General features: G+C 65.6%; 17 protein-coding genes. 6 read left to right on the forward strand and 11 right to left on the reverse strand.

Annotated features, from left to right (window positions below):
- Nucleotides 1-397: 397 nt before the first annotated feature.
- The 9 genes from VT03_RS32060 to VT03_RS32100 all read right to left on the reverse strand — a co-directional run bounded on the left by VT03_RS32060 (nt 398) and on the right by VT03_RS32100 (nt 11,575).
- A complete protein-coding gene (locus tag VT03_RS32060; protein ID WP_075097402.1) occupies nt 398-805 on the reverse strand; it encodes a GNAT family N-acetyltransferase in 408 nt (135 codons plus the stop codon).
- A gap of 149 nt (nt 806-954) precedes the next feature.
- Complete coding sequence (locus VT03_RS32065) at nt 955-1,800, reverse strand: RNA polymerase sigma factor RpoD/SigA (protein ID WP_075096776.1); 846 nt, start codon at nt 1,798-1,800, stop codon at nt 955-957.
- Between the two features lie 427 nt (nt 1,801-2,227).
- Nucleotides 2,228-5,344, reverse strand: a complete 3,117-nt coding sequence (locus tag VT03_RS32070; protein WP_075096777.1) for a c-type cytochrome — start codon at nt 5,342-5,344, stop codon at nt 2,228-2,230.
- Nucleotides 5,345-5,458: 114 nt separating this feature from the next.
- Nucleotides 5,459-6,901, reverse strand: a complete 1,443-nt coding sequence (locus VT03_RS32075) for a DUF1501 domain-containing protein (RefSeq protein ID WP_075096778.1) — start codon at nt 6,899-6,901, stop codon at nt 5,459-5,461.
- Between the two features lie 443 nt (nt 6,902-7,344).
- The gene (locus VT03_RS32080) at nt 7,345-8,229 is read right to left on the reverse strand and encodes a hydroxypyruvate isomerase family protein (protein ID WP_075096779.1); all 885 of its coding nucleotides are present in this window, start codon (nt 8,227-8,229) and stop codon (nt 7,345-7,347) included.
- A gap of 245 nt (nt 8,230-8,474) precedes the next feature.
- Nucleotides 8,475-9,350 carry a RimK family alpha-L-glutamate ligase gene (locus tag VT03_RS32085; protein WP_075096780.1) on the reverse strand — a complete coding sequence of 292 codons (876 nt, stop codon included), beginning with the start codon at nt 9,348-9,350 and terminating at the stop codon, nt 8,475-8,477.
- Between the two features lie 26 nt (nt 9,351-9,376).
- A complete protein-coding gene (gene rph, locus VT03_RS32090; protein WP_075096781.1) occupies nt 9,377-10,117 on the reverse strand; it encodes a ribonuclease PH in 741 nt (246 codons plus the stop codon).
- Nucleotides 10,118-10,222: 105 nt separating this feature from the next.
- Nucleotides 10,223-10,750, reverse strand: a complete 528-nt coding sequence (locus VT03_RS32095; RefSeq protein WP_075096782.1) for a methylated-DNA--[protein]-cysteine S-methyltransferase — start codon at nt 10,748-10,750, stop codon at nt 10,223-10,225.
- 111 nt (nt 10,751-10,861) lie between these two features.
- Nucleotides 10,862-11,575, reverse strand: coding sequence for a M24 family metallopeptidase (locus VT03_RS32100; protein WP_075097403.1), 714 nt, complete (start codon nt 11,573-11,575; stop codon nt 10,862-10,864).
- A gap of 336 nt (nt 11,576-11,911) precedes the next feature.
- Between VT03_RS32100 and VT03_RS32105 the strand changes: the two genes are divergently transcribed.
- From VT03_RS32105 to VT03_RS32125, 5 genes are all read left to right on the forward strand, one after another.
- Nucleotides 11,912-12,655, forward strand: coding sequence for a hypothetical protein (locus VT03_RS32105; RefSeq protein ID WP_075096783.1), 744 nt, complete (start codon nt 11,912-11,914; stop codon nt 12,653-12,655).
- A gap of 217 nt (nt 12,656-12,872) precedes the next feature.
- Entirely contained in the window at nt 12,873-13,787 is a 915-nt protein-coding gene (locus VT03_RS32110) for a sugar nucleotide-binding protein (protein WP_075096784.1), read from the forward strand.
- A gap of 556 nt (nt 13,788-14,343) precedes the next feature.
- Nucleotides 14,344-15,816 (forward strand): Gfo/Idh/MocA family protein, encoded by a 1,473-nt coding sequence (locus tag VT03_RS32115; protein WP_075096785.1) that lies wholly within the window; start codon nt 14,344-14,346, stop codon nt 15,814-15,816.
- Nucleotides 15,817-16,439: 623 nt separating this feature from the next.
- Nucleotides 16,440-19,832: a tetratricopeptide repeat protein gene (locus VT03_RS32120; protein ID WP_075096786.1), complete on the forward strand. Its 3,393-nt coding sequence runs from the start codon at nt 16,440-16,442 to the stop codon at nt 19,830-19,832.
- Nucleotides 19,833-19,923: 91 nt separating this feature from the next.
- Nucleotides 19,924-20,988: a tetratricopeptide repeat protein gene (locus VT03_RS32125; RefSeq protein ID WP_075096787.1), complete on the forward strand. Its 1,065-nt coding sequence runs from the start codon at nt 19,924-19,926 to the stop codon at nt 20,986-20,988.
- A gap of 78 nt (nt 20,989-21,066) precedes the next feature.
- On the opposite strand, the gene VT03_RS32130 is transcribed toward VT03_RS32125, so the two are convergent.
- Nucleotides 21,067-22,338, reverse strand: coding sequence for a glycosyltransferase family 4 protein (locus VT03_RS32130; protein ID WP_156514933.1), 1,272 nt, complete (start codon nt 22,336-22,338; stop codon nt 21,067-21,069).
- Nucleotides 22,339-22,924: 586 nt separating this feature from the next.
- Between VT03_RS32130 and VT03_RS32135 the strand changes: the two genes are divergently transcribed.
- Nucleotides 22,925-23,902 (forward strand): ribose-phosphate diphosphokinase, encoded by a 978-nt coding sequence (locus VT03_RS32135; protein ID WP_231870561.1) that lies wholly within the window; start codon nt 22,925-22,927, stop codon nt 23,900-23,902.
- A 60-nt stretch (nt 23,903-23,962) separates the two neighbouring features.
- Here VT03_RS32135 and VT03_RS32140 read toward each other — a convergent pair whose 3' ends face one another.
- Nucleotides 23,963-24,640: a dTMP kinase gene (locus VT03_RS32140; RefSeq protein ID WP_075096790.1), complete on the reverse strand. Its 678-nt coding sequence runs from the start codon at nt 24,638-24,640 to the stop codon at nt 23,963-23,965.
- Nucleotides 24,641-24,711 lie beyond the last annotated feature (71 nt).

The raw sequence follows: 24,711 nt of genomic DNA on the forward strand, positions 1-24,711 counted from the left end.
AGGAGCACAAAGGAGAGGAGCAAGCGGGGACCGGGCCGGCACGTTTGAAACCGGGTCCAGGGGCACCCTGGTGGGGGGATGCAAGGGGGGCAACGCCCCCCTTGCCCGCCGGAGGCCTGGCCTTCGAGAGATGTCTGAAGGAGATCGTGTCCAAACGCGGACAGGGTTCCGGATGCCACCTCATCAACCCGCGGGGACTGCAAAGCCAGCGGTGTGAAGTGAGAGAGTCCTCATAGCCGGTACCACAAAGGGGACATCCGTTGTTTACCACGGTTCCTCATGGAAATGCCTCCGGCGGCAAGGGGTTGCCCCCTTGACCCCAGCGGCCGTGGCACGTTGGGTTTGAGCTATCGAGCTGTGCCGGCAAGGACGTGTTTCCACACCGCGGAATCAGCCCTCAGCCGGCCGGCCGGGGCCGCATCCAGCACGAGCGATGCGGCTCCATTCCGATGTGCGGGTAATACGTCTCTGCGGCGGGGGCGGCGAGCAGAATCAGAAGCGTCTGGGGGCCCGTCGCTTCGTGAGTCCTCTGAATCAGCTCTCGCCCGATCCCCCGCCCCTGGAAGTCCCGATCGACCGCCAGGTCCGACAGATAGGTGCAGTAGACGTAGTCCGTGATCGCCCGGGAGATCCCGACGAGACGCCCCTCCGACCGGGCCGTGACGACGACCTGAGCGTTCCGGAGCATCGCTTCCATCCGCGGAACGTCGCCGACCGGGCGACGTTCCGCGAGCGTCGAGCGAACCAGCACATCAATGAACTCGTCCGCGCGGAGGTCCGTCTCGATGGCGTAGGCGATGGTCATGCGATGGAGATGGCTGTTCGCCGTATCCGATTGGGCATCGGCGATTGGATCACGGTTCTCGACCGGCAGGCAGGGGGCCAAACAGCACAGGCCCCCTGCACCTTCATCAGGGTCCCCGCCCTGGTCCCGGTGGGCCAGGGACGTCTCGCTCAGCGGTCGCCCGTCAGACCCTTGTTGAGGCGGGCCAGCGCCTCGCACTCGATCTGGCGGACCCGCTCCCGGGTCAAACCGAGGGACTCGCCGATCTCCTTCAGCGTGCGGGGCTCGCCATCGTCGAGACCGAACCGCATCCGCAGGATCGTCGCTTCCCGGTCTTCCATCCCGGCCAGCATTACCCGGACATGCTTGAGGCTGTCGCCATCAACCAGCTCGTCCTCGGGGCCCTTGGACCGCTCGTCGGGAACGACTTCGCCCATCGACCAGTTGTCGTCCGCCTGCTCCTGCTGAGGAGTCGAGTTGTAAAGCTGAATCGCCTTCTTGACGATCCGCAGCTTGCGGGCCGGCAGCTCCATGAACTTGGCGACCTCTTCCAGCGTCGGCGTGCGGCCGAGCTGGTCCTGCAGCCGGGCGGTCGCCCGCCGCCACTTGGTCAGCACCTCAACCATGTAGGCCGGGATGCGGATCGTCTTGCCGCTGTTGATGATCGCCCGCTTGATCGACTGCTTGATCCAGTAGCTGGCGTAGGTGCTGAACCGCGTGTTCATCGTGGGGTCGAACCCCTCGACGGCGCGGAGCAGCCCCAGGTTCCCCTCTTCGATGAGGTCCTGCAGGGGGAGCCCCTTGTTGCCATACCCGCGGGCGATATTGACGACGAGGCGGAGGTTGGCCCGGACCATCCGGTCGCGGGCCGACATGTCCCCTTCGGCAATCCGGTAGGCGAGTTCCTTTTCGTCATCGGCGGTCAGTAGCGCCGTTTCGTTGATCTCTCGCAGGTACGTCTCGAGAGGATTCTGCACGGTGGCCGACGGGCGGCGCGTCGTGGTTTTGGTTGTCATGGATCCGGAAGATCGGCTGGAGGGGCGTATCGAGCGGGTTCCAGAGCGGAGCCTTTCCGCGAACCCGGGGTCCCTTCGCGTCCGTGAAGCTACAGAATTAGAGATCGACGATCGGGCAGGAGATTCTGAACCGGAAGGCTCAGTAAGCGGCGGAGCCTGAGGAGGCTCGACGGGTTGTGACGGCGGGGCCGGTTCCGGTGGCGATGTCGATTGCTCGCAATCGCGCTGACGGGCCGTCCGCTTCGAACACGCGGCGCGGTGATGTCTCAAGGCCTTCATGACTTCTCGAGCGGTAACGTCTGTGGCCGGTAGACGTTCTGCACCGTGACGCACGCGCGGCCTGACGGAGGGACCCGTCAGAACGCGGCGTGCACTTTCACGGTCCCCTCCGGAGGGAGGTCACCGAAACGGCGGACGGCCACGACAGCTATTTCCGGGATTTGCGGAACATGCCGTCATTTTGGTTGCCGCGCGAAAGAAGGAAGGCCATAAGGTCGAGAACTTCCGTTTCGTTCAGAGAATTAAACAGGCCCGCCGGCATAATCGATACCTTCGACGGTTCAATCGATTCAATCTCACTTCTCGGCACGGTCGCGAACTTCGTTGCATCCTCGGGATTCAGCAGAATCGTTACAGCCTGATCGGTCTCCGAGAGGATGCGGCCGGTGTGAACCTGGCCGCTCTTCGTTTCGATGATCGACGCCTTGTACTGATCGCTGATCACCTTGCTCGGATGCACCATGGCGTCCGCCAGATCCTTGTAGCTGAACCGGCCCGCGGCCTGGGTCAGGTCCGGCCCGGTCGCTCCGCCGTCCCCGCCGAAGCGATGACACAGGACGCACCGCGCGGCGGCGAAGGTCTTTTCGCCGTTCTTGAAATCGCGGCCGCTCGCGACCTTGTCGGCCAGGGCGGTCACTTCGTCGAACGTCCACTCGTGGCCGGGGCCGACCGGCTTCGGGAGCTCGGGGGGAAGGTCCGGCTTGCGGGCGCCGGCCGCCTCGATGGCGAGGCGGTCCTTCTCGGAGAGCGGCTCAAAGGCTTCGCGGTCGATGTTCCGCAGGAAGCCCCGGTAGCTCGACCCGCCGCTCCAGCCGCGGGCCTTGTCGATGAAGCTGAAGAACCCTTTCCGCTGATCCATCGTCCAGCCCTCTTTGAGATTCTTGAGAGCGAAGATGTAGTGGATCTTCTGCAGGTCGGGCTGGCTCTTGAGCATCCCCGCCGCGGCGCCGCCGTAACCGGCGTTTCGGTCGAGGTTCGTGAGCCACGGCTTGAGCTCCCGTCGCGGTTCGGTCTCCATCAGGCGGATCGTTTTGGCGACGATCGTGGGGGACTTGAGCGTCACGAGCAGGTTGCCGAGCTCGCGGTTGAGAGAGTCGCTCTTGGCCGGAAACAGTGGTTCGAGATGAGTGAGCGTCGCCTGTGCGGCCGCCGGATCGGGATCCCCCATCCGGGCCAGGACGAGTTCATAGGCCCGCAGCAGGTCGAGCTGCTGCCGCTCGTCGAGCTTTGCAAAGTCGATGGCGTTCAGCTTTTCGAGGATCCGGGGGGCGATGTCCTTCCCTCCCTGGCGGGCGAGCGCGACGGCCCCCTGGATCGCAATCTCGGTCTCCGGAGCGGCGAGGGCCCAAGCCTGCCAGACCTCGACCGGCTGGTTCTCGACGGCGATCCGGGCCGCGTAGCGGATGAAGCGGTCCGGGTGGGCGAGATAGGTCCAGGCCGCCTTGACCGCCGCCTCGGGATCTTCTGCCCGGCGATGGAACGACTCGAGGTGATGACGCAGTTCGCGGTCCTTGCGGCCCGCTTCGTCATGGGCATCGACGGCGACGGTCGATTCTTTGCCGACGTAGGTCACGCGGAAGAGCTCCGACTGCGTCCCCCGGCCGCCGACCGTGAAGTAGAGCGCGCCGTCCGGACCGATGTCGCAGTCGGTCAGCGGAAGGGGCGTACGGGAGAGGAATTCCTCAATGCTCGACTTGTAGCTGGCGCCGTCCGGTTCGAGATGGACGGCGTACATCGTTCCGAAGGTCCAGTCGCACAGGTAGAGGGCCTTCTGGTACTTCGCGGGGAACTTCGCTCCGTAGCCGAAGGAGACGCCGACCGGCGATCCCGGACCGATCTCCACCGTCGGCGGAAGCGAATCCGCGTAGTAGTTCGGCCAGACCCCCGACCCGCTCCGCCAGCCGAACTCGCTCCCGCTCGTCGCGTGATTGACGCGGGTGGGGCGGTACCACGGCATCCCGAAGTCCCACTCCATGTCGGAGTCGTAGACGAACAGTTCGCCGTCGGCGTTGAAGTCCATGTCGTACTGATTGCGGTAGCCGACGGAGACGATCTCCCAGGTCTTCCCTTCGGGATCGGTCCTCGCGACCCATCCGCCCGGAGCCATGATCCCGACCGCGTGGCCGTTAGCGTCCCACATGCGGGGGATCGCCTGGTCTTCCTGCCAGTTCGTCGGGATGCGGCTGGAGTCGATCTTCTCCGGCGGCCGGGTGTGGTTGCCGCAGACGACGTAGATCGACGCTCCGTCCGGCGCGAGCCGCAGCGCGTGCGGGCCGTGCTCGCCGCCGCCGAGGAACGTGGCGAGCTTCGTCACCTCGTCGTACTGGTCGTCCGAGTCCGTATCCCGGACGCGGTACAGGCCGCTCCCCGGTCCGCCGTTGACCGAGACGTAGAGGCTGCCGAAGGCACACAGGAGCCCCTGGGCCGAAGTGATCTTCGCCGGGATCTTTTCGATCAGCGTCGGCTGGTCGCTGCCGATCGGCGAGGGGGTGATGCGGAACAGTCCCTTGTCGCCCTGGTCGCTGGCGATGATCCGCCCCTTGTCGTCGAAGGTCATGGAGACCCACGACCCCTGCTCTTCCTTGGGAACGGTGTAGAGCTTTTCGACCTGGAAGCCGTTGAGGCCGCGGAACAGGCCCCGCGTCGGATCGCCGTCGTTGTCGCGGCCGCGGATGACGTCCTTCCAGGGACCGTCCCCCAGCTTTCCGATGAGGCGGGGAGCGACCCCCTCCAGCTTCTCGCCGTCCGCTTTGGCGACCGTCCATGAGTTATCGGAGACGATGCACTCGACCGAGCCGTCCTGTTTCGTCAGGGCGAGGGAGCAGAGGAAACCGGAGGCTCCCCCTTCGTTCTTCACGAGGACGATCAGCTCGTTCTCACCGGCTTTCAGGTCCTTCTGGATGTCGAGGATCGCAGGGCTGTCCCAGGGCACGTCGGACGCGATCTTCTTGCCGTTCAGCGTGACGGTGCCGGAGTTATCGCAGGAGACGAAGAGCGACGCGGCCTTGGTGTCGGCGGTGAAGGTCTTCCGAAGCTGGTAGACCGTGTTCGCATCCGGTCCCCAGATCCACTGCGGGACGGCCCCCTTGAGGAAGATCTCGCGCGACTCGTCCCCCTTGGTCTTCGGATTCGGGTTGTCCGGAGTGACGATCGTCAGGATCTCCGGCGCCTGCCGGGAGATCGGCGGAGCGTCGTCCGCGGCCGAGACGGTGCCGGTCAGCAGGCCGGCGATCGTGAGGAGTCCGGCAAGTCGGCGAAGGGGCATAGATCGGTTTCCGTCGGGATGCTTGGTCGAGATGCAGGAAGACAGGATGCGGAATCGCAGCGAGGCGAGAGGCGGACGCGACGGCCCTGTGTTTGAAGAATCGGGCGACTTACGTCACGCCAGGATTCCCTTGACGACGTGGCCGTGGACGTCCGTCAGGCGGTAGTCACGCCCCTGGAAACGGTACGTCAGCCGCTCATGGTCGAAGCCGAGCAGGTGCAGGAGCGTCGCCTGGAGGTCGTGGACGTGGACCTTGTCGGTGGCGACCGAGAAGCCGAGCTCATCGGACTCGCCATACGAGAATCCTCGTTTGACGCCGCCGCCTGCCAGGACCATCGAGTAGCAGTCCGGAAAGTGGTCGCGTCCCAGGATGTTGCCGCCGGCGGTCCGTCCCTCACGGAAGGGAGTGCGGCCGAACTCGCCGCCGATGACGATGAGGGTCTCGTCGAGCATTCCCCGCTGCCGCAGGTCGCGGATGAGAGCGGCGACCGGCTTGTCCATCGTCGCGCACTTCTTGGTGAGGCCGTCGCGGATGTCTTCGCCCGGCCCCGTTCCGTGAAAATCCCAGCCCCAGTCGAAGAGCTGAACGTAGCGGACCCCCTGCTCCACCAGCCGCCGGGCCAGGAGGCAGTTGTTGGCGAGGCTCGCCGCGCCGGGGACGGCGCCGTACATGTCGAGGATGTGCTTCGGCTCTTTGGTGATGTCCATCGCCTCGGGGACGGACATCTGCATGCGGTAGGCGAGCTCGTACTGGGCGATCCGCGTCAGGGTTTCGGGGTGGCCGAACTCCTGGAGCTGCATTTCGTTGAGGTCGCGGAGAGCGTCGAGGCTCTGCCGCCGCATCTCGCGGGACATCCCTTCCGGGTCCGAGGCGTAGAGGACCGGGTCGCCCTGGGAGCGGCACTGCACACCCTGGTAGACGGAGGGGAGGAAGCCGCTGCCGAAGGAGTTCTTGCCGCCGTTGGGCTGGACGCCGCTGGAGATGAGGACGACGAAGCCGGGGAGGTTTTCGTTCTCGGTGCCGAGGCCGTAGGTGACCCAGGAGCCGAGGGAGGGGCGACCGGACCGGGGGGAGCCGGTGTAGATAAGGAGCTCGGCCGGGGCGTGGTTGAACTGGTCGGTGTACATCGACTTCACGACGCACAGCTCGTCCGCCACGCCGTGAAAGTTCGGGACGGCGTCGGAGAGCCAGACGCCCCCTTCGCCGTATTGCTGGAAGGTACGGGGCGTGCCGAGGAGTTTGGGAGTGCCGGAGGTGAAGGCGAAGCGTTTGCCCTTGATGAACGATTCCGGCGCGTCCTGGCCGCTGAGTTTGACGAGCTCGGGTTTGTAGTCGTAGAGGTCGAGGTGTGGGGGGGAGCCGGTCAGGTGGACGTAGATGACCTGTTTGGCTTTGGCGGGGAGGGGGGCACGTCGGGGAGCGAGGGGGTTGACGACCTGGCTGGCGGCGCGGGTGTCCTGCCCCATGAGGGCGGCGAGCGAGAGGGCTCCGAGGGCGGACTGGGACGTCTTGAGGAAGTGACGTCGTGTCTGGTGTTGGAGGTTGGCGAAGTCCATAGGCCGAGATCCCGGTTGGGGGTGGAGATGTTGATCTCCGTGTTCTGTCGACGTTACGTCCGCAGCCGGATGGATTCAAGCATCCATCAAGCCTCCTTGATCCACCGAGCAAGCTGCCCCAAAGAACCGGGTCCAGGGGCACCCTGGTGGGGGATGCAAGGGGGCAACGCCCCTTTGCCCGCCGGAGGCCGTCTCGCCGGAGACCGTCTGAAGGAGCACGTGTCCAAGCGCGGACAGCGTGTCGTATGCCCCCTCACGAACCCGCGGGGATGGCGACGCGAGCGATAAGTCCTCAACGCCGGTTCCACAAAACGGATGCCCGTTGTGTCCCACGGTTCCTCATGGAAGTGCCTCCGGCGGCAAGGGGGTGAGACCCCCTTGACCCCAGCGGCCGTGGCACGTTGGGTTTGAGCTATCGAGCTGTGCCGGCGAGGACGATGTCCTCAGACGTCGCACTGGGAAACGGCTTCCTTCAGCCCGGTCCACGCATCGCGGGTCGGAATGAACTCCTGCCCCACATACCCGTCATAGCCGACGTCCAGCAGAGCATGCATGCACGCCGGGTAATTGATCTCCTGCATCGGATCGAGCTCGCCCCGCCCGGGGTTCCCCGCCGTGTGGATGTGGCCGATGTGCTCCTTGTGCTGACGGATCCGGCGGATGACATCGCCGTGCATGATCTGGACATGGTAAATGTCGAACAGAACTTTGAGCCGCGGCGAGCCCACCTTGTCGATCAGGCCAATGCAGTACTCCATGTCATCCCCCTGATACCCAGGGTGCCCTTTCATCGGATGGCTGTCATCGCGGGTGTTGAGCATCTCCAGACAGAGGTCGACCTTCTGCTTCTCTGCATGTCCGACCGCCTCCTTGATCCCCTTCACAAAGTTCTCCGCCCCTTCCTCCTTCGACAGGCCATGGGACATGCCGGTGAAGGTGATAACCCGCTTCACGCCGAAGTCGACGCACTGGTCGATCCGCTGCTTGAGGACGCGGGTGCACTCCTCCCACTCGCCGGGATTGTTGAACCCTTTGGGGAACCCGTGGCTGCCGGCGATGGCGCAGGTCAGGCCGTGCTTCTTGAGCGTGGGCCAGTGCTCCGGATCGCACAGCTCGATGCTCTTGCAGCCGAGGCGGACAGCGGCCTGGCAGAGTTCGTCGAACGACTTCCAGTGCGGGGCGTAGCACCAGTGGACGAGCGACTGCTGAATCCGCCCCTTGGTGGCGACCGGCTTTTCGTCGTCGGCCTGAACCTGTGACGAGATCATCCCGGCGCCGAGGAGTCCGGCGGCCTGCAACCACTGACGACGGGGAACGCGAAGAGTCACGGCAAACCTCGTTGAGCGCGGAGCGGGAGATCGGGAAACGCATCTTGAGCGAGCTACTAAAGCCCGGCAAGTGACCGGCTGAGGACGCCAGATCAGTCCCCCTCTGATCCGTGTCTATCTGTGTTCATCTGTGGCCCCATCATTTTTAGCCACAGATGAACACAGATAAACACAGATGAGGAAGGACGAGGTCTCCGCGCTGGGGGTGCCCCGATGAATCGAATGAGGAGACAGATTGCGACAAGTCACGACGAACTCTCGATCGAGCTCACGACTCGCTCCGCGACATCGAGGCCCGTCGCCTTCTGAAACCCGCGCCAGCCGGGGACGGCGTTGACTTCGATCACGTAGAGCGTGCCGTCCGGGCCGTAGAGAAGATCGACACCGGCGAACCGGGTCTGGGTGCTCTCCGCGGCGCGGATCGCGTACTCGACTTCCCGATCGTCGGGCGTGTGGACTTCGGCGTGCCCTTCGCGGGAGATGTTCGTTCGGAAGTCCGTGGGGTTCGAACGTCTGATGGCGCCGAGCGGGCGGCCGTCGAGGAGGAGGAGCCGCAGGTCCCAGCCGGGATGCCGGATGAACTGCTGGAGATAGAGGACCGCGCCGATCCGCTCCAGGGTCCGGAAGACGCGATGGGCGATATCGGGATCGGAGACCCGCACGATCCCCCGCCCTTCCGCCCCGAACAGCGGCTTGACGACGACGTCTCCGCCGAGCCGCTCAAAGGCGGCCATCGCCTGATCGAACCCTTCACAGGCGATGGTCGCGGGGACGGGAAGGCCGTCGCGGGCCAGCCGCGCCGTCGTCAGGTACTTGTCGACGGCGCACTCGATCGCCCGCGGGGAGTTCAGGACCTGCACGCCCGATTCGTGGAGTCGATGCAGCGCGTCCATGCGGAAGACGACCTGCTCGAGCGACCCCGGCGGCATCGTCCGGATCACGACGGCGTCCCACGCCGCCAGATCCTCGTCGCCGCTCAGGACGGTGTTTCGAGCGGTCGACGCTTCCGCGACGAGCGCGCCGTAGTCGATCCGTTCGCAGACGTGTCCGCGCTCGCGGGCGGCGCGCTGCAGGTCCGCGACGTACCAGCTCCCCTCGTTGCCGAGCACCACGATCCGCATGGCCCGCCCTCGATCTCAAGCCGCGATTACGCGGGCCACAGGTCGCCGAGAATCTGCTTCTGGATCGCGGTCAGTTCGCGGATCCCCTTGTTGGCGATCGCGAGCTGCTGCTGAAGCTCGTCGTACGAGAAGGTCCCCTTCTCCGCGGTCCCCTGGACCTCGACGAAGTGCCCCGCCCCGGTCATGACGACGTTCATGTCGACCTCGGCCCGGCTGTCCTCGACGTACTCCAGGTCGAGGATCGGATTCCCACCGAGGATCCCGACGCTGACTGCCGCGATGCTGCCGGTGAACACCTTCCGCCAGTCGAAGCCTTCGGCCTGGATACTCGACACTGCGTCGACGAGGGCGATGAAGCCTCCGGTGATGCTCAGCGTCCGGGTTCCGCCGTCCGCTTCGAGGACGTCGCAGTCGATGCTGATCGTCCGGGCCCCCAGGGCCACAGTGTCGATCACGGAACGCAGGCTGCGGCCGATGAGCCGCTGGATCTCGGTCGACCGTCCGTCGACCTTGCCGCCACGCTCCCGCTGCTTCCGCGGGGCGGTGCTGCCGGGGAGCATGCTGTATTCAGCCGTTACCCAACCGGTCGGCGGAATCTCCCCCTTCTTCCAGGGGGGGACCGACTCGTCGACGCTGGCGGTGCAGAGGACCGCGGTCCGGCCCGCCCGGATCAGGACCCGCCCCGGCGCGGCGCCGAGATACGGCCGCTCGACCGTGATGGGACGGAGTTCATCGGGCTTTCGGCCGCCGGGTCGTTCGAAGGACATGAGGGAATCTGGCTTTCGGTCTCAGGAGCAAATTCGATTGGGGGCGAAGAATAGCAGTCGCCTGCGGTCGTCATAGGGAGCCGCGGCGGCCGGTCCGTCCGGCGGTCATGCCCCTCCGCGGGACCGCTCCATCTTCAGCAGTCGTTCTTTCATGTTGACGCCGTCGCGTGCCGTGTAGCCGCCGAGCTTTCCTCCCGCCGCGGTCACACGGTGGCAGGGAATGAGGAGCGGGATCCTGTTCGTCGACATGACCGTTCCGACTGCGCGGGCCGCCCCCGGCGCGCCGGCCCGCTCGGCGATCTCTCCGTAGCTGGCGGTCTCTCCGTAATCGAGTCCGCGAACGATCATCAGGACCTTCCGCTGGAATTCGGTGCTCGCGTGGAACGCGACATCGATCTTCGCCAGATCGCGCGATCGTCCCGCCGCATACTCGATAAGGATCTTGCGGGCCTTCGGGTTCCAGTCCGTTTCGGTCCACGCGATCTCCGGCGAACGGCGCAGAAAGTCCTTCCGTGCCATTTCCTCCGTGGAATGCCCGAATGTCAGGTGGGTCACCTGCTTCTTCTGGCCCCCCATCGCGATCCAGCCCAGGTCGGTCTCGAAGAAAGAAACGGCGTAAAGGGTATCGGGCATGGTGGTCCTTCCGGGACGCGGAGCAACAGAGAGGATTTGTTGTACTTCCCGTGGGACGGTTTTTGCAGCGTCGGGAAGTGGTCGGTGCGGATCGCGAGAGAATCGCCTCGCTTACAGTGGCTCGAGTCGCCCGGAGTCGTTGAAGCGATAGATCTCCTCGTGCTTAAAGCCCCACGCCCCTCCTGCGAGTGGGGTCGGCGGACCTTTGCGGATGTGCGGCTCGAAAGTGAACAGCGGCAGATCCCCCAACCGTCGACGATTGCCTCGCTCGAGATACACCCGGTCTTCGGGACGTGACGTGATTGAGTGGCCGAGGTTTCCCAGGAAGTCGAGATTGCGGAAGCCGTGACGGGCGATCTCCCCGTTGCCGAACTCGAACAGCTCGTGAAGCGTTCGGTCGGGCGTCGCGAACTCCACGACCGCGCGATGCAGCGCTGCGAGGACATCCGCCCCTTCCCGAAACTCTGCGGAGGCGGGCGCCGCGGTGGCTTTTCCATCTTCGATGTAGAAGCTTCTCGCCAGGTCTCCCCAGACTCCGCGGTCGCTGGGACTGAGATCGACCGTCACGAGATTGAAGTCTCCGACTGGCTCGTCCGCCGGCGTGTAGTCGCGGCCGGAGAGGGAGAGACAGGACCGCGTCCCCAGCAGGACGAGCGCGGGACACTGGTGATACCAGGTCTCGTCGATTCCGCGGCGGGCGAGCTCCGCCACGGCCCGGTCCGCGATGGAGCGTTCCGTGTCGTCAGGACAGATGGACGCGGCGATCGCCACGAGGACGTCGCGGGCGATCTGCTGCACGCGGCGGTGTTCCGTCCACGGTGCCATCCGCATCACCTCTCGCTCGATAGCCCGGAGCTGGCAGGATTCCCGATCCGAGACCGGTGAAGGGTAGCAGGTGCGGACGGTTCGGCGGGCGTCGTCGGCAACGGAATCCGATGCCCGTCGAGGCTGCCTTGGTCACCGGATCAGCATGTTGCGACTGGAGATGCGCGTGTCAGGGAGTGCCGGCAACCCTGCACCGAATGCCACCGGCATCGTGTGCGAGGGGTGGAAGGAGGGAGAGTGCAGAACTAAACTTGGAGGTTTTCGCACAGGCACGAACCGGACGGTAACGTCGAAGCGGCGGCTCGTTGCGGGCTCCTTCATAGAAAGTTCAAGGGAATGTACGCCTCTCTCGCGGACGATTACTTCGTCAACATGAACCTCAACACGGAGATGCCCCTCCCCACCGCCCGCGAGACCGTCCTGGAGTTCTTCGGCCGCGTCCAGAAGTCGTATCCGACTATGCGCAACTTCCACATGCGCGATGGCGGCGACTACGCGCTCGAAGAGGACAAGGACGAGCCCCACTACCGCTGGATGTCCCTCGAAACCCGCCGCATCTGCAGCGGCAGCGTCAACCCGTCGTCGCTCGAAGACGCCGTCACCCAGCACGCACTGGCTCTCGAACTCGCTCCCTACATGCTCTCCGTCAGCCCGCTGGACTGCGAGGCGCTCGACTTCCTCTTCGGCTTCGACTTTCACTTCAAGGGGAACCACGACGAGATCGTCGCCGAGGCGCTCAGCCCCGGTTCGGCCTGCGAAGGACTCCTCACGATCCCCGGCAGCCGCCCCCTGAACTACGAGCCGTCGATCACCGTCGCTCTCGAACCGAGCTGCCGCCGGCAGTGCCGCCTGCTCATCGAGACCCGGACGAACGCCTATCAGGTCCGCCGCAACCAGTACGGCGATGAACCGATCACCGTTTACTTCACGATGCGGCAGTACGGCAGCCTTGCTCACGACGCTTCCTTCGTCGATACGCTCCACGAGCTTCGGGCCGAGTGCGAGCGGCTGATCCACGAGTACGTCACGGTGCAGGTCCTGCGGCCCCTCTCTGCGGCGATCGCCCGGCGGAATTCCTGACCGAATCGGCCTGTCCAGCCCAGTCCGCCACGGCGGTTGTCGACCGGCAGTTTCTGCGGATTGATCTTGGCCCGCTTTCGACTTCGATCGTATAAACCGGCACCGCCCCGGATTCGGGCGGGCCTGCGTGACGAAGGGCTCGACTTCCGTCGGCAGGACAATGGTTGGCCCGGCGTCTTTTGCGCCGGGTTGGTCACGCACAGCATGGAGGCTCAGCGTGGATACGATTCTCGTCGTCGGAATTGAAACGGTCGTCGGGGCGAACTTTGCCGCCCACTTTGCGGAACAGCACGATGTTGTCGGCGTCTCGTGTGGCGCCCCGATCCGCATCGAAGGGTGCCGGACGGTCTCCAACACGTCGTCCGCCGCCGACATCGTCGCCCAAGTCCGTCCCGCGAAAGTCATCTACTGCGGCCCGGAGTCCCGTTCGAGCTGGGACCCCGCGACGGATTCGACTCTCCAGAAGTCCTCGTCCGCCGCCCGGGAATGGGCGAGCGCCTCCGCGGCCGGCAAGGCCGCGTTTGCCATGATCTCTTCGGACGCCGTCTTCACCGGTCCGTGGATCTTCCACGACGAAGACTCGACGAGCGAGTCGGCCTCTGCGGCCGCAGAGGCGATCCGCAAGACGGAAGCCTGTGTCGCGGAAGCGAATCCGGCTGCCCTCCTGATCCGCACCAATGCTTTCGGCTGGTCGCCGCTCGCCAACGGCTGGCTTGAGAAGACGCTCCAGACGATTGAGCTCCGTCGGACGATCGACCAGGACTCGTTCCGCCACTCGACGCCGATCCTGGCGACCGACCTGGCCGACATCGTCGACCGGGCTTTTGCTGAAGGACTGGCCGGCCTGCACCATGTTGCCGGGGCGGAGAGGGTCAGCCCGCACAACTTCGTTCAGCGGTTGGCCGACCAGTTCGACCTCCCGTGGCTGGCTGTTCGTCGTGAACCGACGACGCTTGAGACGGCCGGCGAAGGGGCCAATGAGACTTCGCTGCAGACCAAGAAGATCCGCAAGGCTCTTTGCGTGGCGATGCCGATGCTGACTGAAGGGCTCGATCGCCTGAGCGCTCAGCGGTTCAACGGCCATCGCGACCTGCTGATCCAGCCGGCGGCTGCTGGTGTTGCCGCCGCCTGATCGGTTCGATCCGTCCAATGTCAAACCGCACCGGGGAGTACCTCGGTGCGGTTTTGTTTTGCGCCGAACAAACGGCGTCCTTGCCGGACGGACTCCGCTCGCTCAAACCCAAGGTGCGACGGCCGCTGGGGTCAAGGGGGTCTCACCCCCTTGCCGCCGGAGGCACTTCCGTGAGGAACCGCTGGACACAACGGACGTCCCCTTTGTGGTACCGGCTATGAGGACTCCCTCCACCCACACCGATTGCTTTGCAATCCCCGCGGGGTGGTGAAGGGGCATACGGCACGTTGTCCGCGTTTGGATACTCGCTCCTTCAGACATCTCTCGACGGCCAGGCCTCCGGCGGGCAAAGGGCCAAGAAAACAACACAGGCCCCTCTGCACTCCCCACCAGGGTGCCCCTGGACCCGGTCAGGGCAGCGACGGGGGGGGGCGCTCGCCCTGCGTTCCGTGACAGCCCCCCCCAATCGCGGTATTCTGCCTCGAATCAAAACTGACCTGCGCATCGCCTCCCGGGCGGTGCCCCACTTTCGTTGCATCGATCACGGGAGAGTCCGATGTCCGTGTCACGTCGTCATTTCCTCCAGGGAAGCCTGCTGGGCTCCCTGGCCATCACCACGGGCGGAAAGACCGAATACGTCTTTGCCCAGGAAGAAAAGCAGAGTTCCAGCCCCAACGAAAAAATCTCCGTCGGCCTCGTGGGAGCCGGGGGACGCGGCGGCGATCACCTCAACGGCTACACCAGCCGCTCCGACACGGAAATCACCTACGTCTGCGACACAGACGAAGGTCGGGCCAACGGCGCCGCCGATACGATCGAAAAGAAGACCGGCAAGCGCCCGAACGTCGTCACCGACTTCCGCAAAGCTCTCGAAGACAAGTCGCTCGACTGCATCTCGACCGCGACCCCGAACCACTGGCACTCCCTCGTCTCGATCTGGTCGATGCAGGCCGGCAAGGACGTCTACGTCGAGAAGCCGGTCAGCCACAACGTCTGGGAAGGGCGCCAGGCCGCCGGCTGGGCTCGCAAGCTGAACAAGATCTGTCAGTGCGGCACTCAGTCCCGCTCCAGCCCGAGCCTCAAGGAGGCGGTCCAGTTCGTCCAGAGCGGACAGCTCGGCAAGATCCTTTACGCCATCGGCACCTGCTACAAGCCGCGGCCGTCGATCGGCAAGCTCGACAAGCCGCTCAAGATTCCGGAATCGGTCAACTACGACCTGTGGTGCGGCCCGGCGGCGATGGTCGACCTCTATCGCCCCAAGTTGCACTACGACTGGCACTGGGACTTCAACACCGGCAACGGCGACATGGGGAACCAGGGGATCCATCAGATGGATATCGCCCGCTGGTTCCTGGGTGAGAACGAGCTCTCGCCGCGGATCCGGAGCATCGGCGGTCGGCTCGGCTACGACGACGCCGGCAACACGCCGAACACGCAGGTCGTGATCCACGACTACGCGAAGGCACCGCTGATCTTCGAAACCCGCGGCCTGCCGAAGTCCAAGATGTCCTACAAGGACGGAATGGACTCGTATCGCGGTTCGGGCGTGGGCGTGATCGTGCAGTGCGAGAACGGGTATATCGTCTGCCCGTCCTACACGAACGTCACGGCGTACGATAAGGACGGCAAGGAGATCAAGGCCTGGAAGGGAGGCGGCGATCACTACGCCAACTTCATCGCCGGGGTCCGGTCACGGAACCATAAGGATCTCAACGCCGACATTCTGGAAGGTCACCTGTCGAGCGCCCTGTGCCACACCGGGGCGATTTCGCACCTGCTGGGTCAAAAGAAGACCGCCACGGAAGCGGCCGTCGGGACGGAAGCGAATCCGCAGTGGGCGGATTCCTACGACCGGATGGTCAAGCATCTGGAGGCGAACAACGTCGACGTTTCGCAGGCGGTGCTGACGCTTGGTCCGTGGATCGAGATGGATCCGAAGACGGAGACGTTCAAGGACAATGCCGCGGCGAATGAGCTGCTGACGCGGAAGTATCGTCATCCGTATGTTGTGCCGGAATGCCCGGCGTGATTGCGGTTGCGAGTAACTGAATTGAACGGCGTCGTCTCGGTCTCGCGGCGACGCCGTTTTTGTTTGCGGAGCGGGCGAGTGAAGGGAGACTCCTCCAAGCTTAGATAGTGGTCGGGCACTGCCCAAACCGGGGTCCAGGGGGCACCCCTGGTGGGGGATGCAAGGGGGCAACGCCCTCTTGCCCGCCGGAGGCCTGGCCGTCGAGAGACGTCTGAAGGAGCACGTATCCAAACGCGGACACCGTGCCGTATGCCCCCTCACCAACCCGCTGGCAGCGCAGAGCAAGCCTTCGGATGCATGGGAATCCTCAACGCGGGTGCCACAAAGCGGAAGCCCGTTGTGTCCCACGGTTCCGCGACGAAAATGCCTCCGGCGGCAAGGGGGTGAGACCCCCTTGACCCCAGGCTGCCGTGGCACATTGGGTTTGAGCGAGCATCGTCGTGCCGGCAGCGACGTCGTCCGAGCCAGCGGGACAAGACGTCTCCCCTCCGCCGGCTTCACCTCATTCCCTCTCCCCCCTCTCCCGAGGGAGTGCCACTCCGCCCGCCGCCTGATATCTTGAACGGAACGCCCGCCAGACTGTCGGCCGGCGTCGTCCTTCCGCGGGTATCTGAGTCAGCCTGATGTTTCGACCGGCGCTAGCTCTGTTTCTTCTCCTCGGACTCTGCCTCGCCGCGGCGCCCCGAGCCGTCCACGCCGCCGAACCCTACCGCGAATTCCTCGCGGCCCTGCGGGACGGGGGCCTCGACGAGCACTTCGAAGCGGCCTTCGAATACCTCGATCTCCTCGAAAAGGATCCCAAGGTCCCCACCGACGTCCGCGATGTCCTGGGCTACGAACGGGCCCTCGTGCTCGTGGCGCAGTCCCGCCGGGCAACGTCCGTCGAATTGCAGCGGCGGCTGCTTGCGGATGCCGAAGCGGCTCTCCAGGGCTTCGTCAAATCGCACGGAAGCCATCCCCTGGCGGGAGAGGCGAACTTCCAGCTCGCGCAGCTCATCCTCCAGAAGGCCTGGACCGAGATCTTCGCCGCGCTCGACCCCGCAAACGAACAGAGCCGCCTCGACCTCCAGACCCGCGCCCGCAAGTTTGCCGACCAGGCCAAGACTGCATTCGCCGCCGCCGAGAAGCGGCTGAAAACCGAGTACGACAAGTTCCCCAGCAACGACGCCGACCTTCCCGCTGACGAGCGCGCCAAGAAGGCCCAGGTCGAAGGACAATACCTCCGGTCGCAGTACGAGCAGGCGATGTGCCTGTATGCCACGGCCCAGAGCTACCGCGATCCGGACGTCGAGTCCCAGCCGCAGATCTTCCGGAACCGCGTCAACGACGCGGCCGACGCCTTTGAAAAGCTGTACGAGAAGTACCGCCAGCAGCTCTTCGGCCGCTACTGCCGCGTCATGCAGGCCAAGTGCCTCGAAGAACAGGACAAGGATCTCAGGCCGGCCCTGGGGATCTACGACGATGTCCTGGATCAGCTCGAGGACGGCAACCCGGACATCGACGCCCTCAAGGACAAGGCGCTCCGCTATCGGCTGGCCGCGATGAACCACCCGACGCTCAAGGAGTACGCGCTCATCGACGAGCGGGCCACGGCCTGGATGCAGAAGCATAAAGCCCGGCTGCGGACCGATTCCGGGCTCGGCATCGCCTACGAGCACGCCCTCGCGCTGCGGGAGCTGGCGAAGGAAGACGGGATCACCGCCACGCGGAAGTCGCAGCTCCTCGGACGGGCCCAGGAGCTGGCCAATATCCTGGCCCGCAGCAGCGCCGAGTTCCGCGGCAAGGGGATCCGATTGCAGCGGGAAGTGGCGGGGATGCGGAACCGGAAGTCGGGCCCCATCGCCAGCTTTACCGAGGCGATGACGGAGGCGGATGGCGTCATGGCCGACGTCGCGTCGCTCCAGCAGGAGTACACGCAGGCGGTCACCGACGGCGATCCCACCAGGATCGCCGAGAAGCGGAAGGCCCTCTTCGAGCGGGCCGCGCAGCTCGGCGGAGTCTACGACCAGGCGCTCCTGCTGGCGGACAACACGTCCGAGGCCCGGCAGGTCGCTTCGGCCCGCACGCGGCTGGCCTACACGTACTACCTGCAGGAGCGGTATCTGGAGGCGGCCACCGTCGCCGACTACCAGGTTCGCAAGTTCAGCCAGGGGACTGGAGTCGACGCCGCCAAGGAAGCGGCCTACATCGGCCTGGCCGCCCTCGACATCGTCTACCGCCGGGCCCCCAAGGACGACCGGGAGTTCGAGCGCGTCGCCCTCGGCAATGCGGCGGAGGCGATCCTGAGCCGGTGGCCCGACTCCGAGCGCGGGGGGGACGCCCGGATGATCCTGGGATCGGTCGCCTTCGACAACGGCGACTATCTGGCGGCGATCGACGACTGGTCGAAGATCAAGGAAGGGGCGAGCCAGTTCGGACCGGTGGCGATCAAGATCGGCTACGCCTACTGGCAGAACTACGCCCGCGAGGCGAACCTCGACGAGAAGGAGCGCCCCGCGCCGGACCAGCTCAGCAAGTGGAAGGGGGCGGCGATCCAGAACCTCGAGCGGGGAATCGATGTCCTCGGCCGCGGGGCGTCCGCCTCCCGCCCGCCGGACGAGTTGATCCTGGGGAAGTTGACGCTCGCCACGATCCGCAACCTCGACGGGCTCTACAGCTCGAAGGGGAAGACGGCGGGAGCCCGGGAGCTGCTGACCGAGCAGCCGTTTGCGGTCATCGAAGCGGTGGAAGTCCCGGAAGGCCAGAAGCGGCCCCGCGACCCGTCCAGCCCTAAGAGCCGCCAAATGGCGAGCTACGCCTACCAGCAGCTTCTCAAGGCCTACATTGGCCTGAAGGATCTCGACAAAGCGCAGGCGGCCCGGATGCGGCTGGAAGAGATTGCCGCCGGAGGGAGCGACGACGCCGAGGCGCTGACGCAGATCTTCGTCGACTTCGGCCGCGAACTGCAGAACCAGCTCAACCAGCTTCGCGCTCAGGGGGAGACGGTCCGCGTGGCCGAGCTCCGGGACGGATTCGAGTCGTTCCTGAACGACATCCGCCAGCGGACCGAAGGCCAGAACTGGAACACGCGGCTGTGGATCGCGGAGACGTTTTCGAGCCTCGGCGAGAGTGCCGAGAACGACCCGGGTATTGCCAAGGGGTATTACTCGAAGGCGGCGGAGGCGTACCGGCAGATGCTCGACGATCCGTCGAAGGCCCCCTCGCCCGACCATGTCGGAGCGTGTCGGCTGCAGCTTGGCCGCGTGCTCGCGAAGCAGGAGAATTTCAAGGGGGCCGAAGACGCCATCCTGGAGGTCCTCAAGGAGAAGCCGGGTTCGGTGAGCGGTCAGATGGCGGCCGCCGATCTCTATCGGAACTGGGGGGACGCCGGCGAAGTCGACGCGGCCCAGAAGTACGCGCTGGCGATCTCCGGACAGAAGACCCCCATCGAGGTCTGGGGGTACTACCGGATCGGCCGCGACGTTCAGCGGGAGATGCTCCAGGAGCCGGATGAGACGCGGCGGGAGTCGCTCGACCGGCTGCGGATGGACGCCCGCTGGCGGCAGGCGCAGTCGCTCCGCAAGCTGGCGCTCCTGCAGTCTTCCGACGACGACCGGATCCGCGTCCTGAATCAGGCGGCGCGGGCGGTGATGGCCCTCGGTAACGGCAAGATCGCGCGGTCGGAGTACGGCCGGTTCAACGAGCTGTTCCACGACGTTCAGACCGACCTGGGAGTGGTGGCGGTCGATCTCGACGAGGCGGACAAACTGGTTCTCGTCGATCCGGACAAGAAGCGTCCGGCCGCGGCCGGGCCGACGGTGCCGACCGACGCCTCGGGAGCGATTCCGCCCAGCAAGGCGAACGTGGCGGTGATCTCCGGGCTGGTGCTGGTGGGGCTGATGGCGGTGGGCGGAATCCTGTTTTATGCGAACCAGCAACAGAAGAAGCAGCTGGCCAAGCTGGCGCAGCTGGCCGCGGGGTCGGCGGCGAATGAGCCGCGGTCCTCACGACCGAACCGACCCGGCCCGCCGCCGTGAGTCGTTGTCCGAAGCCGGTCGATTTCGGATCAAATCCTGTTAGTATGGGGCGGTGACCCGTCCTGAGACATCTCTTCTCCCAGGTTGCGAAATGCTGACTCTTCGTCGTTCCTCGCGCGCCGCTCTCAGTCTGGCCGTGCTTCTGGCTCCGCTCTCGGCGTTCGCGATCGACACCGTCCACCGGAAGAGCCAGGACAAGTCGACCGGCGGGAGCATCACGACGATCAACGCGAATGAAGTCGTCGTGACGCAGAAGGTGGGTAACCGGGAGGAGAAGGTCCCGGCGAACGATATCAGGGGGGTCGAGTGGGACGGAGAGCCGGCGGACATGAAGAAGGCCCGCAGCTTCGAGGGGGGCTCGGAGTATCTCCGCGGAAAGGAGCTGTTCGAAGAGCTACTTAAGACCGACCTGAAGCCGAACATCAAGACGGACGTCGAGTTCTACATTGCCCGCCTCCTGCATCGATCCGCGCAAGGGGACCCGGCGCAGGCCAAGGAGGCGATCGACAAGCTCACCGCCTTTACGACGTTGCGCAAGACCTCGTATCGCTACTACGAGGCCCTGGGACTGCTCGGCGAACTGGCCCTCGCGTCCAAGGACTACGCGGCCGCCGACAAGGCGTTCGACGCGCTGTCGAAGGCGACCTGGCCGGAGACGAAACTGGCGGCTCAGATCGGCAGTGCCCGCGTGCTGCTGGCGAAGGAAGATTTCGCCGGCGCGAAGAAGATCTTCGACACCGTGGCCGGGACCGACGCGAAAACGCCCGCCGAGACGTCCCAGAAGCTGGAAGGGACGCTCGGGCAGGCCGAGTGCCTGATGAACGACAAGAAGTACGCCGAGGCGATCAAGTCGCTGGAGGCGGTGATCGATCAGGCGGCTCCGACGGACACGCGGCTCCAGGCCCAGGCGTATCTGCGGCAGGGGGACTGCCTGCGTCTCATGGGAGAGAAGCCGAAGGAAGCGGCCCTGGCCTACCTGCACGTGGACGTGCTGCCGAACTTTGCGGCGCACAAGGATCTCCATGCGGAGGCGCTCTACAACCTGTTCGGGCTCTGGGGTTCGCTGGGGCAGGCGGACCGGGCCGAGCGGGCGGAATCGCGGCTTCGCGATGAGTATCCGAACAGCGAGTGGACGAAGAAGCTCGGCGGCTCGTAGGCCTTTTTTGAGGCAGCTTCGGGAGGGGGAAGCACCGCTGCGGCTCGGCAGGAGCCTCGCCCTCCCATGGGAGGCGGCTCACGCCTCTGGAAACTGAGCGGCATTCGCCAGTACAGACCGGACATCGGCAACACGGGCTGTGAGACTGTTTTCGCGAAGAACCGTCTCTCGCGCCGCTTCGAGTGGAACGCTCGTCTGCCACAGCTCCCGGACGTAGCCGCACAGGGCGTCGAGGTCTTGCGAAAAGCAGCGACCCGCGCCGGTCCGGTTTAGAAAATCCTCGGCTACGACGAGCGATGCGATCGGGACGCGGGAGATCGCCGACTGCAGGAAGACGTTCGGGAAGCCCTCCAGCGACGACGTGCTGACCAGGGCCGCCGCCTTCGCGAAAAGCCCCGGCATCCTGGGAAACGGGACCTGTGGGACGATCCGCAGGTTCGGCGGGGCGTCGCGGCGGATCTGGGCCTCAAGCACCGGCTCTCGCGGGTTGAGAACCATCAGAAAGTCGACCTTGGGGCACCGCCGCGCCACTTCGACCATCAGTTGCGGACGCTTGTGAACCCCTTCGGCCCGGCCGACCCAGAGGACGTACCGGGCCAGCCCGCACGTTTCGGTATCGGGAAGCGGGTTTTCCAGACCGCGATCCCAAGTCTCGTGATCGATGGGGTTCGGAATGACGGTCGACTCCCGTCCGAACCGCTCCCGCAGCGTCGCCTGCTGCCACGGCGTCTGGGCGACGATGACGTCGGCCTTCTCGAGGATCCAGGCGCACAGCGGTGCGGGGTCGCCGTAGGGAGAGACGTACGTCGAGTCCGGGGTGAACCGCTCGTCGAGGTCGCTGTCGGATCCCAGGAACAGCACCGCCCGTTTGCCGCGGGCGTGGGCCGAGGCGATCACCGAGGCCGAGGTCATGTTGACGACCCCGAAGGTGGCGTAGACATCGGCGGGCGTCGAGGCGATCGGCTCCATCGGGGCGCGGTAGTCGATCGTCCGCCGGAGTAGACGCCGCTTGAGGAAGTCGAAACCGACCAGCGGAAGCTGCCACAGGAGAGACGGGGCAAAGCCCTTGAGGCGAATCCAGGGGAACCGGGGCGAGCGCGAGGCCATCGTCGCCACCGACTCGCGGATCCGGAAGAGCGGATCGACGACCGGGACCAGCCGGACCCCGTCCACCGTCAGCGATTTCGGCCGTTCGTGATGCCGGACGACGAACGAGACCTCGGTCTCCGGCTGTGCCGCCAGGGCTCGGGCCAGCATCCAGGCCCGCGTTTCGACGCCGCCGATCGCCCCTCCGGACTCGGGGGCGATCACGGGGTAGGCGTTGAAGGCCGTGAAGCAGATCTTCAACACCAGAGAATTCCGGCCGCGGGAGGAGAAGAGGGGGAAGATGGCACTTTAGCGAATCCGCATCCGGTTGCGGCGCCCGGCGGGTGTGCGTTGGCCGATTGGTAGTCGCCAAATACCGATCTAACCGGGGTCCAGGGGCTCGCCCCTGGTGGGGGATGCAAGGGGGCAACGCCCTCTTGCCCGCCGGAGGCCGTCTCGCCGGAAACCATCGAAAGGTGCACGTATCCAAGCGCGGACAACGTGTCGTATGGCCCCCTCACCCACCCGCTGCGAGTGCGGAGTCCTCAACGCCGGTCCCACAAAGGCGACATCCGTTGCTTTCCACGGTTCCTCACAGAAATGCCTCCGGGGTCAAGGGGGCGTGGCCCCCTTGACCCCAGGCTGCCGTGGCACGTTGGGGTTGAGCTACCGGAGCTGCGCCGGCAAGGACGCGGTTCGAGCCAGCGGGAGAAGCGATCTCCTCCCCGTTGACCGACCACCCTCCAGCGAATGCACCCGGACAGCGGCAAACTTGAGAATTGGGTTTCGCTCCTTCGGGGCGGTCCGTTATTCTCGCATTTTGCCACGGAGGGCGGTCGATCCGACCCATATGAATTCTCGAATGTACGACCACCTCACCCTCATCAGCGGACGCGCCCACCCGAAGCTCTCGGCGGAGATCGCGGAATACCTCGGCGTGACGCTGGCGACGGTCGATATCTCCGATTTCCCGGACAGCGAAACGCACGTCAAGCTGAACCAGAACGTCCGCGGTCGGGACGTCTTCCTGATCCAGCCGACGGGGCCCTCCGCCAATCAGAACCTGATGGAGCTTCTGATCCTGGTGGACACCTGCATGCGGGCCAGCGCCGAGCGGATCACCGCCGTGATCCCGTACTTCGGCTACGCCCGGCAGGACCGCAAGGACAAGGGGCGGGTCCCGATCACCGCCAAGCTGGTCGCCAACCTGCTCGACACGGCCGGCGTCGACCGCGTCCTGACCGTCGACCTGCACGCCGCCCAGATCCAGGGCTTTTTCGACCTGCCGGTGGACCACCTCTACGCCGCGCCGATCCTCGACAACTACTTCAAGTCGAAGCAGATTCCCGTCGACGAGATGGTCATCATGAGCCCCGACGAGGGGAGCATCAAACGGGCCATGCAGCACGTCGAGAACCTCGGCGGCTCGCTGGCGATCGTCGACAAGCGGCGGTCGAGCGCCACGGACGTCCGCCCGGCAAACGTCATCGGGGGGCCGATCGAAGGGAAGTGCGCGCTGATCTTCGACGACATGATTTCGACCGCCGGCTCGATCGTCGGCGCGGCAACCGTCGCGCGGCGGCTGGGGGCCAAGAAGGTTTTCGTGGGAGCGACCCACGGCGTCTTCGCGGGGCCGGCCGTCGCCCGCCTCAACGAGGCGCCGATCGACGAGATCGTCGTCACCGACTCGCTCCCCTGCCCTGTCGAAGGGAAGATCGACCGCCTCAAGCGGGTCTCGATCGCCCCGATGGTGGGTGAAGCGATCCGCCGCATTCACCGGAACGAGTCGGTCAGCTTCCTGTTCGGCGACGCCTCGCGGCTCGATTGAGCGCCGCGGGGAAGCGGTCGGGGCGTCGGTTACGGCTGGAGCGTGGTGCCGCTCGGGCCGTCAGCGTGGCCCGGCGATTTGCCGGCTGACCGCCTCGAAGACTTCGGCGGCGATGACTTCGGGGGGCCGCACCTGCGCGTCGCGAGTGACCTCCACGACCCGCCACTCCGGCCCGGTCGAGAGTTCGAGGTAGGCGGCCCGGACCGACTCCTGGTAGTCGGTGTCCGCCTCCTGCAGGTCGGCGGCCGAATCGGTGTAGTCCCGCTTCTTCTTAAGAGCGATCAGGCCCGCCGCGTCGCGGGCCGGGATGTCGAACAGCACGACGAGGTCCGGACGGGGCAGTCCGTAGAGCTCATACTCGAGGTGCTCGATCCAGTTCCGCAGCCGGAGGCGGTCTGCCCCGCGGCGCTTGCCCGCCTGGTGGGCAATGTTCGACGGGATGTAGCGGTCGAGGACGACGACTTCGTGGGCCGCCAGGGCGTCCAGGAGCGTTCCCCTCGATTCATATCGGTCGCCGGCGTAGAGCGTGGCGGCCAGGAACGGGTCGACCTCGTCGAGCCGGCCGAAGCGGCCGTTCAGGAAGTCGCCGATCCGGGCTCCGAAGAAGGTCTCCGAATACCGCGGAAAGCCCAGGAGGGCCGCGCGGCGGCCGCTTTCCACGAGGCGGCGGTGCAGGAGCGCGGCCTGCGTCCCCTTGCCGGAACCGTCGATCCCTTCAATGGCGACCAGCAAACCCACGCCTGATGCCTTTCAGATCCGCGGACCGTCCCCCGGGGACGTCGCGCGATCCAAGGTGAGAACTGCAAAGT

Origin of the sequence: Planctomyces sp. SH-PL14, from assembly GCF_001610835.1 — a bacterium.
GTDB lineage: Bacteria > Planctomycetota > Planctomycetia > Planctomycetales > Planctomycetaceae > Planctomyces_A.

Coding starts and splice junctions, on each gene's coding strand:
- VT03_RS32075 (WP_075096778.1), bottom strand. CDS start 6,901: ATGGACTTCGCCAACCTCCAACACCAGACACGACGTCACTTCCTCAAG.
- VT03_RS32120 (WP_075096786.1), top strand. CDS start 16,440: ATGTTTCGACCGGCGCTAGCTCTGTTTCTTCTCCTCGGACTCTGCCTC.
- VT03_RS32070 (WP_075096777.1), bottom strand. CDS start 5,344: ATGCCCCTTCGCCGACTTGCCGGACTCCTCACGATCGCCGGCCTGCTG.
- rph (WP_075096781.1), bottom strand. CDS start 10,117: ATGTCCTTCGAACGACCCGGCGGCCGAAAGCCCGATGAACTCCGTCCC.
- VT03_RS32125 (WP_075096787.1), top strand. CDS start 19,924: ATGCTGACTCTTCGTCGTTCCTCGCGCGCCGCTCTCAGTCTGGCCGTG.
- VT03_RS32085 (WP_075096780.1), bottom strand. CDS start 9,350: ATGCGGATCGTGGTGCTCGGCAACGAGGGGAGCTGGTACGTCGCGGAC.
- VT03_RS32135 (WP_231870561.1), top strand. CDS start 22,925: ATGAATTCTCGAATGTACGACCACCTCACCCTCATCAGCGGACGCGCC.
- VT03_RS32100 (WP_075097403.1), bottom strand. CDS start 11,575: ATGGCACCGTGGACGGAACACCGCCGCGTGCAGCAGATCGCCCGCGAC.
- VT03_RS32065 (WP_075096776.1), bottom strand. CDS start 1,800: ATGACAACCAAAACCACGACGCGCCGCCCGTCGGCCACCGTGCAGAAT.
- VT03_RS32105 (WP_075096783.1), top strand. CDS start 11,912: ATGTACGCCTCTCTCGCGGACGATTACTTCGTCAACATGAACCTCAAC.
- VT03_RS32060 (WP_075097402.1), bottom strand. CDS start 805: ATGACCATCGCCTACGCCATCGAGACGGACCTCCGCGCGGACGAGTTC.
- VT03_RS32095 (WP_075096782.1), bottom strand. CDS start 10,750: ATGCCCGATACCCTTTACGCCGTTTCTTTCTTCGAGACCGACCTGGGC.
- VT03_RS32115 (WP_075096785.1), top strand. CDS start 14,344: ATGTCCGTGTCACGTCGTCATTTCCTCCAGGGAAGCCTGCTGGGCTCC.